The sequence below is a fragment of the Candidatus Cloacimonadota bacterium genome, from assembly GCA_019429305.1.
Lineage (GTDB): Bacteria > Cloacimonadota > Cloacimonadia > Cloacimonadales > JAJBBL01 > JAHYIR01.
Genome location: JAHYIR010000003.1, coordinates 170,658 through 188,047, shown reverse-complemented (window position 1 = coordinate 188,047; position 17,390 = coordinate 170,658). Strand labels below are relative to the sequence as shown.

Genomic DNA, 17,390 nt, shown 5'->3' with positions numbered 1-17,390 from the left:
TAGGGTAACACCGGCTTCTGTCGGTATTTGTTAAAGTACAGACAAAATGGGGTTAACATGAAGCTATTTCTAAGTTCTTTAGTCCTGTTATTAATAATTACAAATGGTCTTGCTGCAGTTGTTATCAATGAAGTGATGTATAATCCTATCAACACCGAACCCGGTCATCAATGGATTGAGTTGTATAATAACTCTGATGTAGGGGTTAATCTTCAAGGATGGCAAATTCTCACTGCCGGAATATCTTTCATTCCCGTGTTTACACTGCCAAACATAATCATCCAACCTAACGGTTTTATCCTAATTGGTGGAGAATTTGTGGAAGGTGCCGATATTTACACCGAACTGCAACTACCTGCTGGTGAACAAAATACGGTTGGAATTCGTTTAACATCTACTACGGGATATACTGACACAGTCCTCTATGGTGAACCTAATATAAATAACTTACCCGATGACATTACTGCTCCAGCATTTTATTTCGCTCTCACTACACCCTCAGGATATTCATTAGCCCGTATTGCCGATGGGTATGATACTGACAATAATGCTCATGATTGGTTTTCTTGTGCAATTCCAACACCGGGATATAGTAATAACTATCTTATTGATCTATCTCTGGAGGATTTAGAGGTTAGTGATATCGGAGGAAGAGTAAGGATTTCCGTAAAAGTTGTTAATCCAAGCATTTTTCCTATAGCACACAACGAGGCACATCTGAGAATAGTCGTTAATGAAGAATTATATGGATATCATTATCTACCCGAACTACTCCCTGAATACCACTCAACTGAGATCATTTTTCTTGATGATCTTGTTGATGGGTATTACTTTTTGGATATCTTTTTAGTTTATCAATTTGATCCAGATCTTTCCAATAATCATCTCAGTACTACATTTCTTGCCGGTTCTTCTCCTCTCGTGTTGAATGAACTGATGTTCAAACAATCTGCCGGTAATCAAGAATGGGTTGAGATCTATAACCGAAGTGAGTCTTCCATAATAATGGACCATTTTTACTTAGAAGACGCTGCTGCAACAAGAACCAATTTCAGTGGTGTTATACCACCTAAAACATATATGGTTATAGTGCGAAATAAACAACAATTTCTTGATGTTTTTCATTATATTGATCCCGACAAAGTTATTGAATCAACATCATGGGCAATTCTCAATAATGATCGTGAAACGTTATTCATTGCAGATCAATATGGTTATATTTTCGATTATACCGAATACACTGCTCCTGCTTCTTACCCTCATGATGTCTCATTAGAAAGGATAAACCCTTATGATGATGAATCGGAATGGGATAGAAGTGTCCATCCCAATATGTCAACCCCGGCAGCTCCAAACAGTTTACTACCATTGCAATTTGATTTGGCAATTATTGATAGTTTCTATCAAGAAGAGGATGGTTCACTGCTTCACAATTTAGTAATTAGCAATATCGGATACAACAATATCAACGAATTCTCTCTCAGATGCTATGCTTATTACGATGAAGCTACCGAAGGAATATTGCTCTATGAAGACTACTTTATGTTTTTTCAGAATGATATAATCTCCTTTCAGACTGAAATGCCAACTGCAGAATACTCTACATTTCGTTACATTATCGAAGCTGTAGAGGACCTTGATCCGTCTAATAACTATAGCTTCTCATATTATAGCAATAATGCGCTCCCCGTGGTAATCAATGAAATAATGTTCCTTCCCTTTGTTGGTGATCCCAGATGGATTGAACTCAAGGTCAACAATTTCTACAAATATTTGTTCAAAGTGACTTTAGAAACCGAAAGATATACCGTTCAAGTTCCATTATCCAATTATGAATACATTATACTAGTTAATGATCCGGCAGATTCACTTTTTATAATTCAAAACTATACTATTGATGATGCCCTGATAGTTACCGGATTAACTACAATCTATGTTTCCGGAGAAGAGTTAACCTTATATGACCCTTCTGGTAATATCTTCGAGAATTTTACTTATGATCCTGATTGGAGTAAGACTCGAGGTGTTTCAGCAGAGAGGATCAATCCTATCCTGCCATCAACAAATGATAACTGGGCTCATTCTATTAATCCGAATGGAGCCACACCAGGTAAACAGAACAGTATTTTTACTCCATACATTCCTACTCAAACAGCTCTATCCCTCTCCCCTAATCCTTTCTCTCCCTTTAGAGGAGAGAGAACAATCATTAGTTTTGAACTACCGGAGAGATTGAATAGAGTTAATTGTAGAATATTCGATCTGAAAGGTAGATTAGTCAATACCATTATTGATCAGGAGATTTTTGCTGCCAAAGGAAACATGATTTGGGACGGTAAAAGAGAAGACGGCATGACTCTTCCGGTTGGAGTATATATTATCTTGCTTGAAGCCACTGGTAGGGACACAGAAAAGATATACAGAGAACGGAGCACTGTTGTAATCGGGAGATAAAGCTTGACGCTTTTACCCTTAATATGCCTTATAGTAAACAAAAATGCAATACTTTTAGAGAATTCGTTTTTGAGAGTTTGTCATGTATGGAAAAACTGTTTCTTATGCTATCAATGGGATTGATGCCGAACAGATTACTGTAGAGGCAGATTTACGACCGGGATTGAGTAAATTCATCATTGTCGGACTTCCTTCGAACTCAATAAAAGAAAGTCGGGATCGTGTCTCTGCTGCTATCATTAATTCCGGATTTCGTTTCCCTTCTTATCACTGTACGGTTAATTTAGCACCTGCAGATTTGAGGAAAGAGGGCGTTGCTTTAGATTTACCTACTGCCATTGCTATTTTAGAGGCGACAAAACAACTTCATTCCAAAAAGTTACGATCATATGCCCTGGTCGGAGAACTCTCTTTAGATGGAAAACTGAGAGCTGTTAAAGGTGTTCTACCTATTGCTGTTTCTGCCGGAAAGGATGGTCTGGATGGAATACTGGTACCTCCCGAAAACGCTAAAGAGGCAGCTATAATAAGTGAGTTGAATGTCTTTCCGGTTGATACTCTTAGTGAAGTTGTACTCTTTTTGGAAGACAAACTCGAGATCAATAGACTGGAAATAGATCACAGCTGTCTTTTCACACCTTCCAATGAGATCTTAGAAGATATGGCGGACGTCAAAGGGCAATTTCAAGTAAAAAGAGCTTTAGAAGTATCTGCTGCCGGTGGTCATAATATCTTAATGATCGGACCTCCCGGCTCAGGAAAAACAATGTTGGCCCGTCGTTTGCCGGGAATATTGCCGGAGCTAACACTTGAAGAGGCATTGGTTACAACTAAGATACATTCTGTTGCTGGTTTAATTACAGGAAATAAGGAAGGTATAATTAACATTAGACCGTTCCGCTCTCCTCATCATACTATAAGCGATATTGCCCTAATTGGAGGGGGAAGTTACCCTAAGCCGGGTGAAGTTTCTCTTGCCCATAATGGTGTATTATTTCTCGATGAACTGCCGGAATTCAAAAAATCTGTCTTGGAAGTTTTAAGGCAACCGATGGAAGATGAAGTTGTCAATGTTGCTCGAGCTGCTCATAGCATCTCATTCCCAGCTTGTTTTATGCTTGTTGCCTCTATGAACCCCTGTCCATGTGGTTATTTCGGTAGCAACCTGGAAAGTCATTCATGCAGTTGCCTATATTCCGCTATTCAAAGATACCGATCACGTATTTCTGGTCCATTATTAGATCGTATCGATATACATATAGAAGTGCCTGCAGTAAAGTATTCCGATTTAGGTGCTATGCCGACCGGAGACAGATCAAATAATATTCGTGAACGTGTAAATAAAGCCCGTAGAAGACAGTTAGAAAGATATAAAGATGAAGAAATATATAGCAATTCCCAATTAACTTCTCGTCTGATGCGCCGATATTGTCAGCTCGATGATGATAGTAAGAACCTATTGAAAATGGCAATGCTCAAGAAAGGATTATCTGCCAGAGCTTATGACCGAATATTGAAAGTTTCCCGAACGATAGCAGATCTGGAAGATTCTGAAAACATACAAGCCAACCATATAGGGGAAGCAGTACTCTACCGCAATCTTGATGCAAAATATTGGGAATAGAATAAATATATGGCAGCTCTTTCGTTAGAAGGTTATCTGATTCTGCTGCCGGTCATTTTTCTGGCTGGCTTTGTCGATGCTATTGCAGGGGGTGGGGGATTGCTCTCTGTACCTGCCTATATGGCGACTGGGTTACCACCTCATTTCGTGCTCGGTAATAACAAATTCTCTTCTACTTTCGGGACGCTGCTCTCTACTTACCGCTATAATAAACGGAAGATGGCTGATTACAGGATAGCCCTGCCGGGTGCCCTGTTCGCTCTTATCGGGTCACATCTGGGTACGAAAACTGTTCTGCTGCTTGATCCCCATTTCCTGAATTATGTTCTGATAGTATTGATCCCGGCAATAACAGTTTTTGTTTTTCTGCGAAAGAATACAGGGAAGGTGAAAAGAGACCTGACGATCAGTAAACTGCAGATCCTCATTATTGCCTCTGCTGCCGGACTGATCATCGGGTTCTATGACGGGTTCTTTGGTCCTGGAACGGGATCATTTCTTATCTTTGGCTATACTGTCATTCTGGGTTGTGATTTTGTTGGGGCTAACGCCAATGCTAAGATAGTCAATCTGGCTTCTAATGTGGCGGCTATGGTCACTTTCCTGCTGAACGGAAAGATCATCTTGGTTATCGGGATACCGGCTGCTATCTTCGGTATTGCAGGTAATTATCTCGGTTCCAGGTTAGTGATCAAGAACGGGGTGAAAATCATACGCCCGATCTTTTTGCTTGTCCTGACACTACTCTTTATTAGGATTATCTATAATCTGATCCAGTAGAACCGACCAATCTCCTGTCATAATTAACTTTATTTTTTCGTGTGCTTTTAATAACTGTTCGGTGAGATTAGATACCTCTACCACTAACGGATCCATTTTAACAATGATGGGAACACTTTATAAAGTCAAAACAATTACTAGTAGTAATTTAACCAGCTCCAGTTTTTTTAGTTCTCCATAAAATCTTTAGTAATGTTGTAGTCAAAAAAGGGGTAATGATTGATTATTTATAATCCAATCCATATCCATAAGGGAATAGAGGATTGTAGTCCTTATCACCAACATTCCAATTATCATCGTCCTTTCTGGGCCAGGAAAAACTCAATTTTCCCTGCATGGGATAATCTCCAAAAAGCACATCGGCTATACCCTGACCCTCTGAACCAGGGAACCAAGCTACTACAAAAGCCCTGGATTCATCCAGTTCTTGATTGATAACTAAGGGGCGTCCACAGATCATAACCGTGACCACCGGAATACCTTTACTGGTAATGTTTTTTATGGTATCCAGGTCTTCTGGATGTAGTTCGTGCAAAACCAGATGCGTACCATAAGGACCTTTATCCATGATAGGTATTTTTTCTGTAGTGGATCCTCGACCAATATTCAAACTCTTCGCCAATCCTGCAATTCGGACATCACCCAGCATTTCAGCGTAGGGAACTTCACCAATAACGACAATGGCTATATCATGTTGATCAGGATCTGCACAGGCACCATCGATGCTTAAGACTGCTTTGGGTGCGATTGCCTTAATACCTTCCCAAATTGAAGTCCCATTAATAATTGATGATTCTTTTATTGCAGATGGGTTAAGGGTAGGGGCTTCTCTTGTTTTTCCTTCATCAGCTTGTTTATAGATACCACTATCAAGTGGTTGATCGTCGTTTACACCTTGCCAGGCAATAGTGAAACCACCGCACTGATAACCACGGTTATGGGCATTTTTCCCAGCAACAAGGATACGGGCAGTTTTAGACAAGGGTAATTTATCATCATCATTCTTAAGCATAACCAAAGATTTACGAACTGCTTCTCGGGCAACTTCACGATGTTGCACACTTCCAAAGCTAGTTCGGTCTAATGATAACTCTCGGAGTGCTGGACGAGGTTTATCAAACATACCTGCCAGGAACTTGATGCGCAAAACTCTTTTTACCGCATCATCAATTCTAGCCAATGGAATGCGACCATTTTCAACTTCATTTTGGACAATTTGGATGAACTTTTTCCATTTGTCAGTGACCATAAACATGTCCAATCCGGCATTCAAGGATATAACTACTGCTTCGCGGTAATCTTTATCAAGGTAGTCGATCCCGTCCCAGTCAGAGATTGCAACACCAGAAAAACCTAACTCATTTTTCAGCAAGTCGGTTATCAGGAACCTGTGCCCGTGGCACTTGACACCCCACCAGCTGCTCAATGAGACCATTACAGTGAGAACTCCGGCATCGATGGCTGCTTTGAAAGGTGGTAAATGAATCCTCCTCAGCTCTTCCTCAGTAATGCACATATCACCCTGGTCAATACCGTGCAGGGTAGCACCATCACCGATCCAGTGCTTCGCACAAGCGATCACCTTGTCATGGGTAAAATTACCCTGTAAACCCTTAATAAATCTTGAAGCATAACTGGATACTATTTTGGGATCTTCAGAATAACTTTCATAGGTTCTACCCCAGTGATCGTTACGGGCTACAGCCAAAGTTGGAGCAAATGTCCAATCTAATCCAGTAACAGCTATCTCTTTGGCAGTAACAGAGGCAATACTTTCCAGCAGGTCGGGATCGTTAGCCGCTCCCAAGCCAATATTGTGAGGGAAAACGACAGCTCCAATAACATTGTTGTTTCCATGTATGGCATCAATTCCATAGATCAAGGGAATTGGCAAATGTTCAGCATCCGCTTCCATCGATGCAGACCAGTAGGCATCGTTCATCTTGATCCAGTCCTCCGGTTTATTATCCCCAGGGACTGAGCCACCACCACTAAGGACTGATCCTATATGATATTGTTTGACTTCATTAGGTGTAATGAACTGACGTTCCGCTTGTACTATCTGACCGACTTTCTGTTCTAAGGTCATTTTTGCTAATAATTTAGTGACTTTTTCTTCTATTTCTTTCAATTTGGATTTCTCCTATTTATAAATGATTTACTTGTTGTTCTAAGATAGTTCTATCTTAATATTAGTGATTTTGCGGTCGCGAATCTTGGCAACAATCTCACCCGTGACACAATTGCCTTGGATGATCTGTGAAGTTCCATCAGGTTCAAGGAGATTCCATCGATTGGGAGATACTCCGTCAGGTCCGTATGTGTTCTTTCTATTGGGATTATAATATGTAATTAGGATATTTCCTAAAAACATAAAACTGAAGGTGTTGGGCGCAAAGTTCACATCCTGCCATTTACCCTGGATCAGCAATCTGCTTGTTTTTAATTCTTCTGTAAATAACCAGCCAGGCAAAACGGGTCTGAAGGAAAGCTGCAAGTTTCCATCCTGGTCTAAGATAAATGGTTTTTCTCCCATCGTCATCAGATAGAGAATACTAATAAATTCTGCTGTAGCTCCGCTCAGACGTGCCATAAACCCATTTCCATGTAACGAGGTATCAGGATTGGCACTGCTAACTATAAAGGATGAGTTTTCCAGAATACTTCTGCCATAAAATTCCGGATCGAAGAAGGGTACAAATACCTGCTTGAAATCTTGGAAAAATTGACTGTATAGCCCTTTTCGCAAGAGTTCTAACATATACTTGTATTCCATATGTAACCAAACAGATTCATTTTCAAACCAACCTGGAGAGAAGGTCCTAGCCCTACCAATTTCCATAGGTTGGCTTTCCAGGGATTCATTGACCTTATACATCATCAATTTCTGATCGTAGAGTGGACTGATTCTAACATTGTTAGCAAGCTTAAGGACCTCTTCCTGGTCAGAGGTGCAGCGCAGATAGTGGACAGGTCCCTCGAGGAAAAGAGGTAGAGGTATTTGCCTGAATTTTTTAGCTCTGAAACAGGGCAATCCTCTTGCACTGAGTTTGGGGCTATCACTACCAGCATTCTTAATCTGCTCGTACTCGATAACTTCATTGATAAAGTAAGAAGAAACAACTTTGTACTCATTATTGAAAGCCTTGTTGATCCCAACATCCAATTTACTGAGTCCTGCTTTTAGGAAACTGGTAATCTCTTGGAAAGAGAGCTCTTTCTCTTTTCCACTGACACCCAGCTTGGTTTTCTCACGGTAACTTTCTTTAGCTAGATTAGCTTTATCCCAAAATGCGAATGAAGATAAAGGTGCTCCTAAAAGATCTTGCATAGTTTGAAGGAATTCTCCCAGTTCTTCATAAACTGGACAAATATCGTTCTCATTATCCTTAAAGCTAATAGCATTCAATAAAAAAAGTATATGTCGCTTAATCTCAAGTGTTTCACAGATGCTTGAACCAAACAGACCGGGTAATCCATTCAAAGCATCATACCAGTTTGGTTTACCTCCCTCCATTTCTACACCAATACCTTCAGGATCAAGAGAAGCAAGCTTGTTCACAATCAGAGAAAGCATTTTAACGAATAATGTAGTGTAATAGACTTCGCCTAATCCGTACAAAATCCTAACCTTGAGCTGATCATCACCCCGTTTCCTGATTAGCTGCTCTTTTTCAGTATCTAAAACTACTGAATCCAGCTGCATAGGTTTTCCTTCACGGATCATATACCTATCTTCTCTAGACTGGACATGATGTGAGTTATCGTAGAAAGTGAATGTCTTATCTTCGAACAAAATATGATTCTGCTTCTCCGGATAAAGAGAAAGGTAGTTTTCCAGTAAGTCTAGATTATAAGTCCAATGATCTGTCCAGAAACCTTCAGAGTGTTCGGTTCTATAAATCTTTTCGCTGATTCCTAGTAGATCACCGATAAAAGCTTCAGAATCTCCCTTTAAAATGTAGCCATGTTCATTTAGGTAAATTAACAACTCTCCAGGGGTATATATTTCTTGCAGATATTCGACAATAGAGTTAATGTTATCAGAAAAGTAGCGAGATACTATCTCTTTGAGTTTGTTTTGATCTAATATCTTGAAACTGACCTCTTTGATCACCAACGGATTAAAACAATCTAGTTGGATCAAGTCAGCAAATTGTTTTACATTACCAGCCAGGACATCGGGATTGAAAAAAAGGTCGCTACGTCTGTTCTGATTCACATCTCTGAAATTTCCATTTCCCTGTGAAAAGGGTGTGGGAGTCAGGCGAAAGTCGTTGTAATCACGTTCTAGATCTCCGTGCTTCCGAGAATAAAGATGTAGCGTGGTAATAGTTTGCCGACCTTTGATAGTTTCCGGGAATCCTCCACGCAGTACATTATCAAGAAAATTCTGCCTTGCATAATGGTCCAATGACGGTTCTGAGCTACATATAAAGCTCTTTTGGGTTAATGCCGCTACGATTTCTTGATTTTGATTAGCCTTTCTCTCAATAAATCCAGGTTGAACTATATCTGATACCAGTTCATTCAGTGCCAAAACAGAACTTGTATGACCGATTACTGAAGTATATGTATATGTGCTTTTTGAGTCTATTGTGGTTTCAAAAGAACCCATCGCGCAAGGAAGACGGTTTTCAAAGATCTGACCGGATGCTAATTCTTCAAAGACAGTATTGCGAATATTTTCCGGATAACTATAGTCACCTCGAATACCGAATATTTTAGCTGGATCATAAATTGGCTGAACAAGTTTGTTATCAGGTCCAAAGCCAAGATAGAAATTACCTTTGCTGATCTTAACAACATCCGGACGATCAGTTGGTTCCACTTTCAATTTATAAAAGGGAACTCTGTTTTCGATATTAGTGACCTCCATAAATGCTTCAAATAGGCGTCTCATATGTTTCAAGCCATAGTCTTCAAGACCATAGGGAACGATCAGTGGCAGGCCATCAATAACCTGAAGGGTTCTGGGTTCAGTATTAAGATTCAGAATGGATAACCTGCGCACTAAAGCGGCATAATTTTCTTGTGGAACATTGAAATATTCCACGATAAACTTCAGACCCAATGTAATATTTTCTTCCTCAAGGGTCAACTTGACCGGTGAGATGATCATGCGTTGGATCTTTTCACTATCTTGAGCCCACAGATTGTTTTGGAAAGGTTCATAGATTTCCAAACTTGATTGACTTAGGGATTTAATGAAAGTCCTGAATCCCTGAGTAGAAACAAGATTATATGCCCAGTTAGCTGGCAGAAATTCCATTATTGGACGATGTTTTCCTTCCATACCCATGCTACATATGCATTGCCCGCGATTTACATAAAATGTCCATAAGGGGATCCCTTTCTTACCGGCAATGCCTGGAAAGAAACTGGAAAATGGCTTAACCGAGTTGTAATCAGTGATTATGAACTCACCATCAGGAAAAAGTTGATACTTAGATTCCTTACTTAATTTCAAAATATTTACTCTCTATTTCTGATGATACATATTTAAGTAAGATCAGCCGATACATTAGTGTACCGGCTGATCTAATTATTTCTTGTTTAGCAGAACCTTGAATAGCTGCCAGAATTTATAGTTTTAACGCCGGATATGTAGGTTTTAATACCCGCTTTTTACTTGTCAGATAGCAAATAACATCAATCACTATTGGCCGTTACATAATAGAATTTTGCAGAACCGGTATTGGATGAAGTCCAGCTTGTATTTTCATAAACGCCATCAGAAACTGGTTCATAAGTGCCATAGGGATCATCCGAGGAATATACCGTATATGAGGTCGCTCCAGGAACAGGATCCCAGCTAATTATTACCTCGTTAGTCGTAGCAATAATGGTTACATTGGCGGGTATATCAAGACTAATTGCATAGAAATACAGATTGTCAATATACATGGTTCCCAATGGTGGTTTTGACAATATATATTGTGCCATGTGTCCGGTGATATCTAAGTTGATGAAGTCTGATAAGGGTATGTCATAAGATATCCATTGCCCTGTAGCAGGTGTTGGATAAATCAATTCATGTTCAGTATCATCGCCACCGCTCCAGTTTCCGTCAGCACCCCAATCAACTAGCTTAAGCTTAAAATCATTGGCATCAGGAGTCCAAAGGTCTATATGAAGATGTGTCATGTCAGATACATCGATCAGATTAGGGCCAACAGTCTCAATTCCTACATAGTTTACCAAGGTATATTTCTTAACAGGATTACCCGCGATCTCAACTTCTTCCAAAACCCCATCAGACCATGGTGTTAGCCAAGTATCTACAGGAACATCAATGTAAGCATCGCTGAACAATGATATCACATTTTCAGGAGCATGTGACGGGATAGGTGGAACTGAGTTGGGATACATAATCACAAAAGAAACCGTATAGGTAATCGTGGTGATACCATCCTGGGCAGTTACCAACACAGATGCAGCATCAGGAATAGTGGATGCCTGAGTAATTTCGTAGGTGGCATTGGGATCGGTAGTAGTGACCTCTGTGATCTGGGGAATTACCACAATTCCTTCCTGCATACCATAAATATAGTTTTGAGTGAAAGGTGAAAAACCTTCTATGGTCACTCCATCTAATTTTAGATCACTGAGAGTGGCATCACTGCCGGGAGGTGTCGAGTAATTGTAAAAATACACATTATCCACATATACTGTATTAGGATCACCCGAAATGATCAATTGGGCTAGATGACCTGTAGTGGTTAAGTTGACAAAGTCAGAAAGTGGAATGTCAAAACTGATCCAGGATTCACTTACCAAGGGTGGTGTAGTCGTAGCATCAAAGGTCAGTTCATGTTCAACGTCATCTCCGCCTCCCCAGACACCATCAGCACCAAAATCTACTAACTTGATCTTGAAAACAGCAGGAAGATCGGTGGGATCAGGTGTCCAGATATCCATGTGGAAATGAGTCATACCTGTCGCATCAATGGTCTGTGAAACAAATTCTATCCCTGCGTAAACAAGATTGGTGTAGAGTTTGGTATCAACGCCTTCAATCTGGATATCAGTTACATCTGCATCGTCCCATTCAGCAGACCAGGTGTCAACATGTACGTCATCATAGGCATTACTGAACAAAGAGATCACATATGCAGGATCAACCGTTGGTGTCGGTGCGGGTTCAGTAGGTTCAGCAGGAGGTGTTGTGTTTTCCGAGGGAATCTGGATGTTATCAAAATAGATCAGATTGTCCTGATCTCTTGGTGCAAAATCAGGTATGATTACCATGAGATTGTAGTTATTACCAATAAAAGCTGAAAAATCGAAAGTCAATTCCTCCCACTGGTTGATTACGCTATTAGGAATTAGAATCTCAGCTGGGGCACTGACACCTTCGAATTTTATCCCCACATTGCTAATGACTGGTTTATAGACCATTATCTTGACTATCGTGTTGGAGGTATCAAAAATAAATGGGTCTATATCACTAGTAAAACACAAAGCCCAGCTCTGACCTGAACTTCGAGCTGTAAACTGAGCCACCGTTGGGGAGGTGTTTATACCCCCACTTACTGGGTTGGCAATAAACTCCAGGGGTGGATTGTCACCATTTTCCCCTACTGTCCAATTCCAATCGGCACCAACTCCAGCCGGCTCAAAATCGACTATCATGTACTGGGCAAAAACTACAGAGCTTATCAACATGATAAACGCTGTGGTAAAAGAAACTATTGCTATTTTCATAATTCTCTCCTTTTAATGAATTAATAATCTTTTTGTTCTTTTCTACTTTGGTAGTTGATAAAAGAAATTTTTGGTTTACGATCTTGAAAAAATACGCCCCAATTCTTCTCAATATCATTGGGACCTGAAGCTTCTCCACCACCTTTCCAAGGTTCATCAAAAACCTCAAAGAGAAAGGTTATAACTTTATTCTTATGTACCCATTGATCAAGTTCCAGAAGAAATATCTCCTGAGCATCAACGCTCACTTCACCTTTGACCAACGTACCCTGCTCGCCTTCACCCTTCTTTTCTGGATCATAATCTGTTGCCCATCCCACTTCTCCTAAAATAAGATTTTTTTGTGGATGTTCGTCTTGTGCTATTTTATAGGTTTCATCTAACCAGTCTATGGCATTATTCAGAGTTTTACCATTCCAAAGAGGATAAATATGGATTACTATTAAATCAAGCTCATCCGCAACTACCTTACTTTCAGCTTTGTTCCAAAAGTTGTAGTCATCGGCGGTGGTTACCGGAACGGAGGTATAATTACGGACTGCTCGAATATATCTGATCAGACTTGCTGTTTCCAGCTTATGACCAGACCAGAATACTTGTGTTTCATTACCAACATTCACAATTTTTACGATATCAGGAAAATTGTTGGTTAGCTCAATCCCGCGAAGAGTATTTTCTATGTTTGATCTTCTAGCTTGCATATTGTTTTCTTCATTTTCCAACCAAATACCCAACATTACTTTAATGGGGAGATCATTTTCTTCGATAACTTCCAAAATCCTCTCGGTATCTTCGTCGGCATTGTACACTCTGATGAGATTCCAATGTTTGATGATGATTTCAAGATCCTCCAAGATTTCATCCTTGCTAGGACCTAATCTCCCAGGTGCCTGACCTTCCCTATAGCAACCATAGGAAACAGCTTGACCGATCCATTTACCATCTAACCATGATGAAAACTCCCTCTCCACAAAAGGTGTAGCTCTTTCAAACTCCTGATCTGTTAAGAGTTTGTTTCGTAATTCCTCCAAATTATAGTTGGTTTCAATATCTTGCCTGTTGTTTGTACATGCTGAGAGCAAGATAGCTACAATTGAAAAAAATGAGAAAAAAATAGCCAACTTATTCATCATCAGACCTTCGGTAATTGAACACGGACGGTTTGAACAGAGTTTGCAGGAATTTCAATATTGGCATGATCATAACCGATCTGCAACTTGTATTTAATCGGTTTACTGCTAGTATTCAAGATTTGAACGCTCAACAACCCTGCCTCATTTAACGTGGAGCAGGCATGAAGATCATCTTCTTCGAGCCCACCGCTAATAATATCAGTCTGAACTGCTCTATCACCAGGGCGTATTGTTCGACTGAATTGGGAGAGAATATAATATACAGGAGTGTAATAAACGTATTGAGTTTCTGTGTCTATCATAATCGGGGCACCACAGAAATTCCCCACATGGTTAGGTCCACCATTGCGATCGAGCACTATGTTCCAATCGATCCAGCCAGTAAGCCAGTGATTTATACTTACTATAATATTTCTGGCATATCTATGAACTGGAGTGTACATAGGATGATCATCAGCTATCACACCTTCCCAAGTGACCGAATATGCCCAGTCTGTTGCACTCTTACTCCACCAGAACTCATCATTGTCAAACCAATTTGATTCTTTGTAGCCATCGGGGTCGGTTACCCCATCTGGCGCATCTTTACCCAGATCATCGATACACCCTTCGGTATGCAGAATCACGAAATCTGGATATTTTTCATGAACCCGATCAAAAACATCTTCATACACCTTGTATGTACTTGCATACCAGTGAACTGCAGCTCCATAAAGGTAAGGAGTCGTTTCTGGATCATTATATATCGTATCTGCCCAATGTTCCAAACCATCACGGTTTTGATCGTAGATAAGTAGTTTTACATCAGAATGAACACTGGACTTTAATCGAGGACCCAGGTGATATTTGATGAAGTCATTCTGCGATTTTGGGGTAAAACTCATACTTTCCCATTGACCATTATTGCCATGCGGTTCGTTGACAGGTGTCAATCCCCAGATATTAACTCCCTCATCCTTGGAGGCATCAAGGTATTTGAGTAAATAATCAGCATATATCGAGACATATTGTTCTTTTAGTGTACCGCCGGTACCTTGCCAGTTGTTTTCAGGGGAACCAGGAATATACCAAGTTTCGATATCCTTCATCCAGGCAGGAGCAGTCCAAGCTGAAGATATTATTCTCAATTCTTTGTCGCTTTGCTGGTTCTTAATGGCGAGAGCTTCCTTGATCATTGGCAGAAGATCATAGCTCTCATCTTTGATCCCAGGAAATTCAGCGCGATCAAAACCTTCCTTATCTGGAGCAATATCAAAGCTTTCCAACAAAGTATCATCGGGAACGTCTGCATAAGAATACTTTCCTTTCACGCTGAAATCGCAGGATCCGATAACAGTGCGAGCTAAGGAAAAATTTGCCCCCTTCACGCTATAAATGTTCTCCATGACGTTTCGTCTCTTTTGTTTATCTAAATGAGCAAGAACAAAAGCTGAGGACTCTGTGAAGGATGTTCCGATACCCTCAATCGTCTGCTTCAAAATCTCAGGATATACAAGAACTATCGTCCCTTCTGCCTTTCCTTTTGTGAAAACGACATTTTCCTGTAAAGCAAGTTTCTCTCCGGCAGACGAGGTTAACAAGATTTCGGTAGTGGAATAGATCCCATAATAGGTGTTTGTTGCATCTCCCCATAACGCATAGAGATTAAGGAATAAGATCAGGATTATAATCGGGTATATTTGAGTTAACAACTTTCTTTCAGACATCTGAATATCCTTAAACTGAAAATTTAGGATTCCTTGTTCTCAAGAACTTTTTTATGACGTTCCTCAAGCTCTGCTCGGATCTGATAGACTCTCTCTTCGGTAAGGGGATACTTGGCTATAATCCAGATAGCTATTGCAGAAGTTATGATTGGTATTCCAACGTCGAAAACTCTCAAGAGAAAGAGAGTTCGTTCTTCCTGACCAGCTCCTAAGGCGAGATTAAATCCTGAGACCTTGAGTAGTACTCCCGTAAGAAGTCCAGCCAAAGACATTCCTATCTTCACCATCCACCAATAGATCGCTCCAAATTGACCTTCTCGTCTCTTGTGAGTCTTCAACTCGTCATAATCACAGACATCAGAGATCATTGCCCCCATCAAAGTGAAGAGGGATCCTGAACCAAAAGCTACAAGTGGTGCAGCAAAAAGCAGCCAATAGGGGTAAATCGGATTGTAGCCAAACCACTTAAGAGCATATCCTATAATAGAAATGGATATTGTAATCAAAAATGTTTTTCGCTTTCCTATTCTGGTAGCTATCCAACCGGTAAGTTGGATAACTCCCAAAGTAGCGATGGAAGTAAGCATTCCATACCAGCCAAGCAATTTTCCAGCACTGCCATCATTACCATTGAATAAATAATAGATCATCACATAAATCGCGAACGAAGTACCCAACTGAAAGCCATTAAACACTAAAAATGTAGCAGCACATAGCTTAACAAAGGGTTTACATTTAAAGGTGGTTCCAATCCCCTTGAAAAATTCGCTTAAGTTTTTCCACAATCCTTTGGCAACTTTCTGCACAGGTTCCAGAACCTGTGTTTCTCTTAGGAAAATTGCCGGAATGACCCCAAGACTTGCCACGATTATACCAACAAATATTGCCAGTGTACGCGCTCCATGTACTGTGTCCCGGAATAGTGCACTGGACATAATCGCATAAAACCAGGGAACCCCTAACCAGGCTAACTGACCTGCTGTATTTGCAAAAGTATGTAGTCTTGTTCGCTCATGATAATCGGGAGTCATTTCATAACCGAAAGCGACAAAGGGAGTAGCATAGATTGTATAAGTAAGAAAGAAAAGGATTGACATGACAAGGAAGTAAACAAAATATTTAATAAAGAAGTCTTCACTTTTTCTCATCTTGAAAGAACTTAAGACAGCAGTACCGGTGTCATCCATTCCAGTAAGATTGATTCTGATACTTTCTATCGACTGAATATCAAGAAAACCGTTTCCGTGCTGTTCAAGATTTGGATCAAGCTGTTGAAAGTCCGCAATATTGAATTTATATAAGTTACCTTTACCCTCTTCTGAATCCTCGAGAGAAAGTTCAAGATAATAAGACTCAGGAAACTCCACGACATCTGACTCGGCTTCTTTAATAACGATCTGTAACGATTCATAAGCAGGAAACTTTACATTCATCTCGAACTGGGGAAAACCATCAAGATCTGTAGAAAATCCAATTTCATTTGTTGTCGATAATAGCTCTGGACCATAAAGTACATAGGATACATCTTTTTTTCCTGTGTCGTAGTTGATTGAAAGCCCACCATTATCATCTATAATCGCATCCTGGGTTTCCAAATTTATGGTTTGATGATGCATGATCGGGTTTTTACCTAATATATTAATGTAACCGGAGGGAACCTGCCACATCACAGCAAAGATCAAACCTGCCAATAGAGCACCAATAAAAATGAAAGGTCTTCGCCGACCCCATTTGCTACGAGTGTTGTCTGAAATATATCCCACAAGTGGGTCAGATATAGCGTCAAAAATGCGGGGAATTGAACCAATGAGGCCTACTAACAAAACGTCCATGCCCAGTCCGAGATTGAGAATTACAACCATAGCTGGAAGAGCTGCTGCCTGCAGATTGTTTACGAACATTCCTACAGCATAGGCAGATTTTTGTTTTAGAGAGATCCTATCTTCGGGTCTTGTCTTATAGTGTATATTTTTTTTCATCTTTGAT

9 protein-coding genes are annotated in these 17,390 nt (G+C 40.2%); 3 read left to right on the top strand and 6 right to left on the bottom strand.

The features are described 5' to 3' along the window. Positions 1–57: 57 nt before the first annotated feature. The 3 genes from K0B81_02985 to K0B81_02975 all read left to right on the top strand — a co-directional run bounded on the left by K0B81_02985 (position 58) and on the right by K0B81_02975 (position 4,858). Positions 58–2,454, top strand: a complete 2,397-nt coding sequence (locus tag K0B81_02985) for a lamin tail domain-containing protein (protein ID MBW6515566.1) — start codon at positions 58–60, stop codon at positions 2,452–2,454. Between the two features lie 82 nt (positions 2,455–2,536). Continuing rightward, positions 2,537–4,078 (top strand): YifB family Mg chelatase-like AAA ATPase, encoded by a 1,542-nt coding sequence (locus K0B81_02980; GenBank protein MBW6515565.1) that lies wholly within the window; start codon positions 2,537–2,539, stop codon positions 4,076–4,078. Positions 4,079–4,087: 9 nt separating this feature from the next. After that, positions 4,088–4,858 carry a TSUP family transporter gene (locus tag K0B81_02975; protein ID MBW6515564.1) on the top strand — a complete coding sequence of 257 codons (771 nt, stop codon included), beginning with the start codon at positions 4,088–4,090 and terminating at the stop codon, positions 4,856–4,858. A 223-nt stretch (positions 4,859–5,081) separates the two neighbouring features. Here the strand turns inward: K0B81_02975 and K0B81_02970 are convergent, their stop codons facing one another. The 6 genes from K0B81_02970 to K0B81_02945 form a co-directional block, all read right to left on the bottom strand. Beyond that, entirely contained in the window at positions 5,082–6,947 is a 1,866-nt protein-coding gene (locus K0B81_02970) for a glycoside hydrolase family 3 protein (GenBank protein ID MBW6515563.1), read from the bottom strand. Between the two features lie 81 nt (positions 6,948–7,028). Then, the gene (locus K0B81_02965; protein ID MBW6515562.1) at positions 7,029–10,328 is read right to left on the bottom strand and encodes a hypothetical protein; all 3,300 of its coding nucleotides are present in this window, start codon (positions 10,326–10,328) and stop codon (positions 7,029–7,031) included. Positions 10,329–10,510: 182 nt separating this feature from the next. After that, positions 10,511–12,565 carry a hypothetical protein gene (locus tag K0B81_02960; GenBank protein ID MBW6515561.1) on the bottom strand — a complete coding sequence of 685 codons (2,055 nt, stop codon included), beginning with the start codon at positions 12,563–12,565 and terminating at the stop codon, positions 10,511–10,513. Positions 12,566–12,585: 20 nt separating this feature from the next. Next, positions 12,586–13,698 (bottom strand): glycosyl hydrolase family 17, encoded by a 1,113-nt coding sequence (locus K0B81_02955; protein MBW6515560.1) that lies wholly within the window; start codon positions 13,696–13,698, stop codon positions 12,586–12,588. Next, a complete protein-coding gene (locus K0B81_02950; GenBank protein ID MBW6515559.1) occupies positions 13,698–15,404 on the bottom strand; it encodes a glycosyl hydrolase in 1,707 nt (568 codons plus the stop codon). The genes K0B81_02955 and K0B81_02950 overlap by 1 nt, the downstream gene beginning before the upstream one ends. A gap of 23 nt (positions 15,405–15,427) precedes the next feature. After that, on the bottom strand, positions 15,428–17,383 hold the full coding sequence (locus K0B81_02945; protein MBW6515558.1) for an MFS transporter: 1,956 nt from the start codon (positions 17,381–17,383) through the stop codon (positions 15,428–15,430). Positions 17,384–17,390 lie beyond the last annotated feature (7 nt).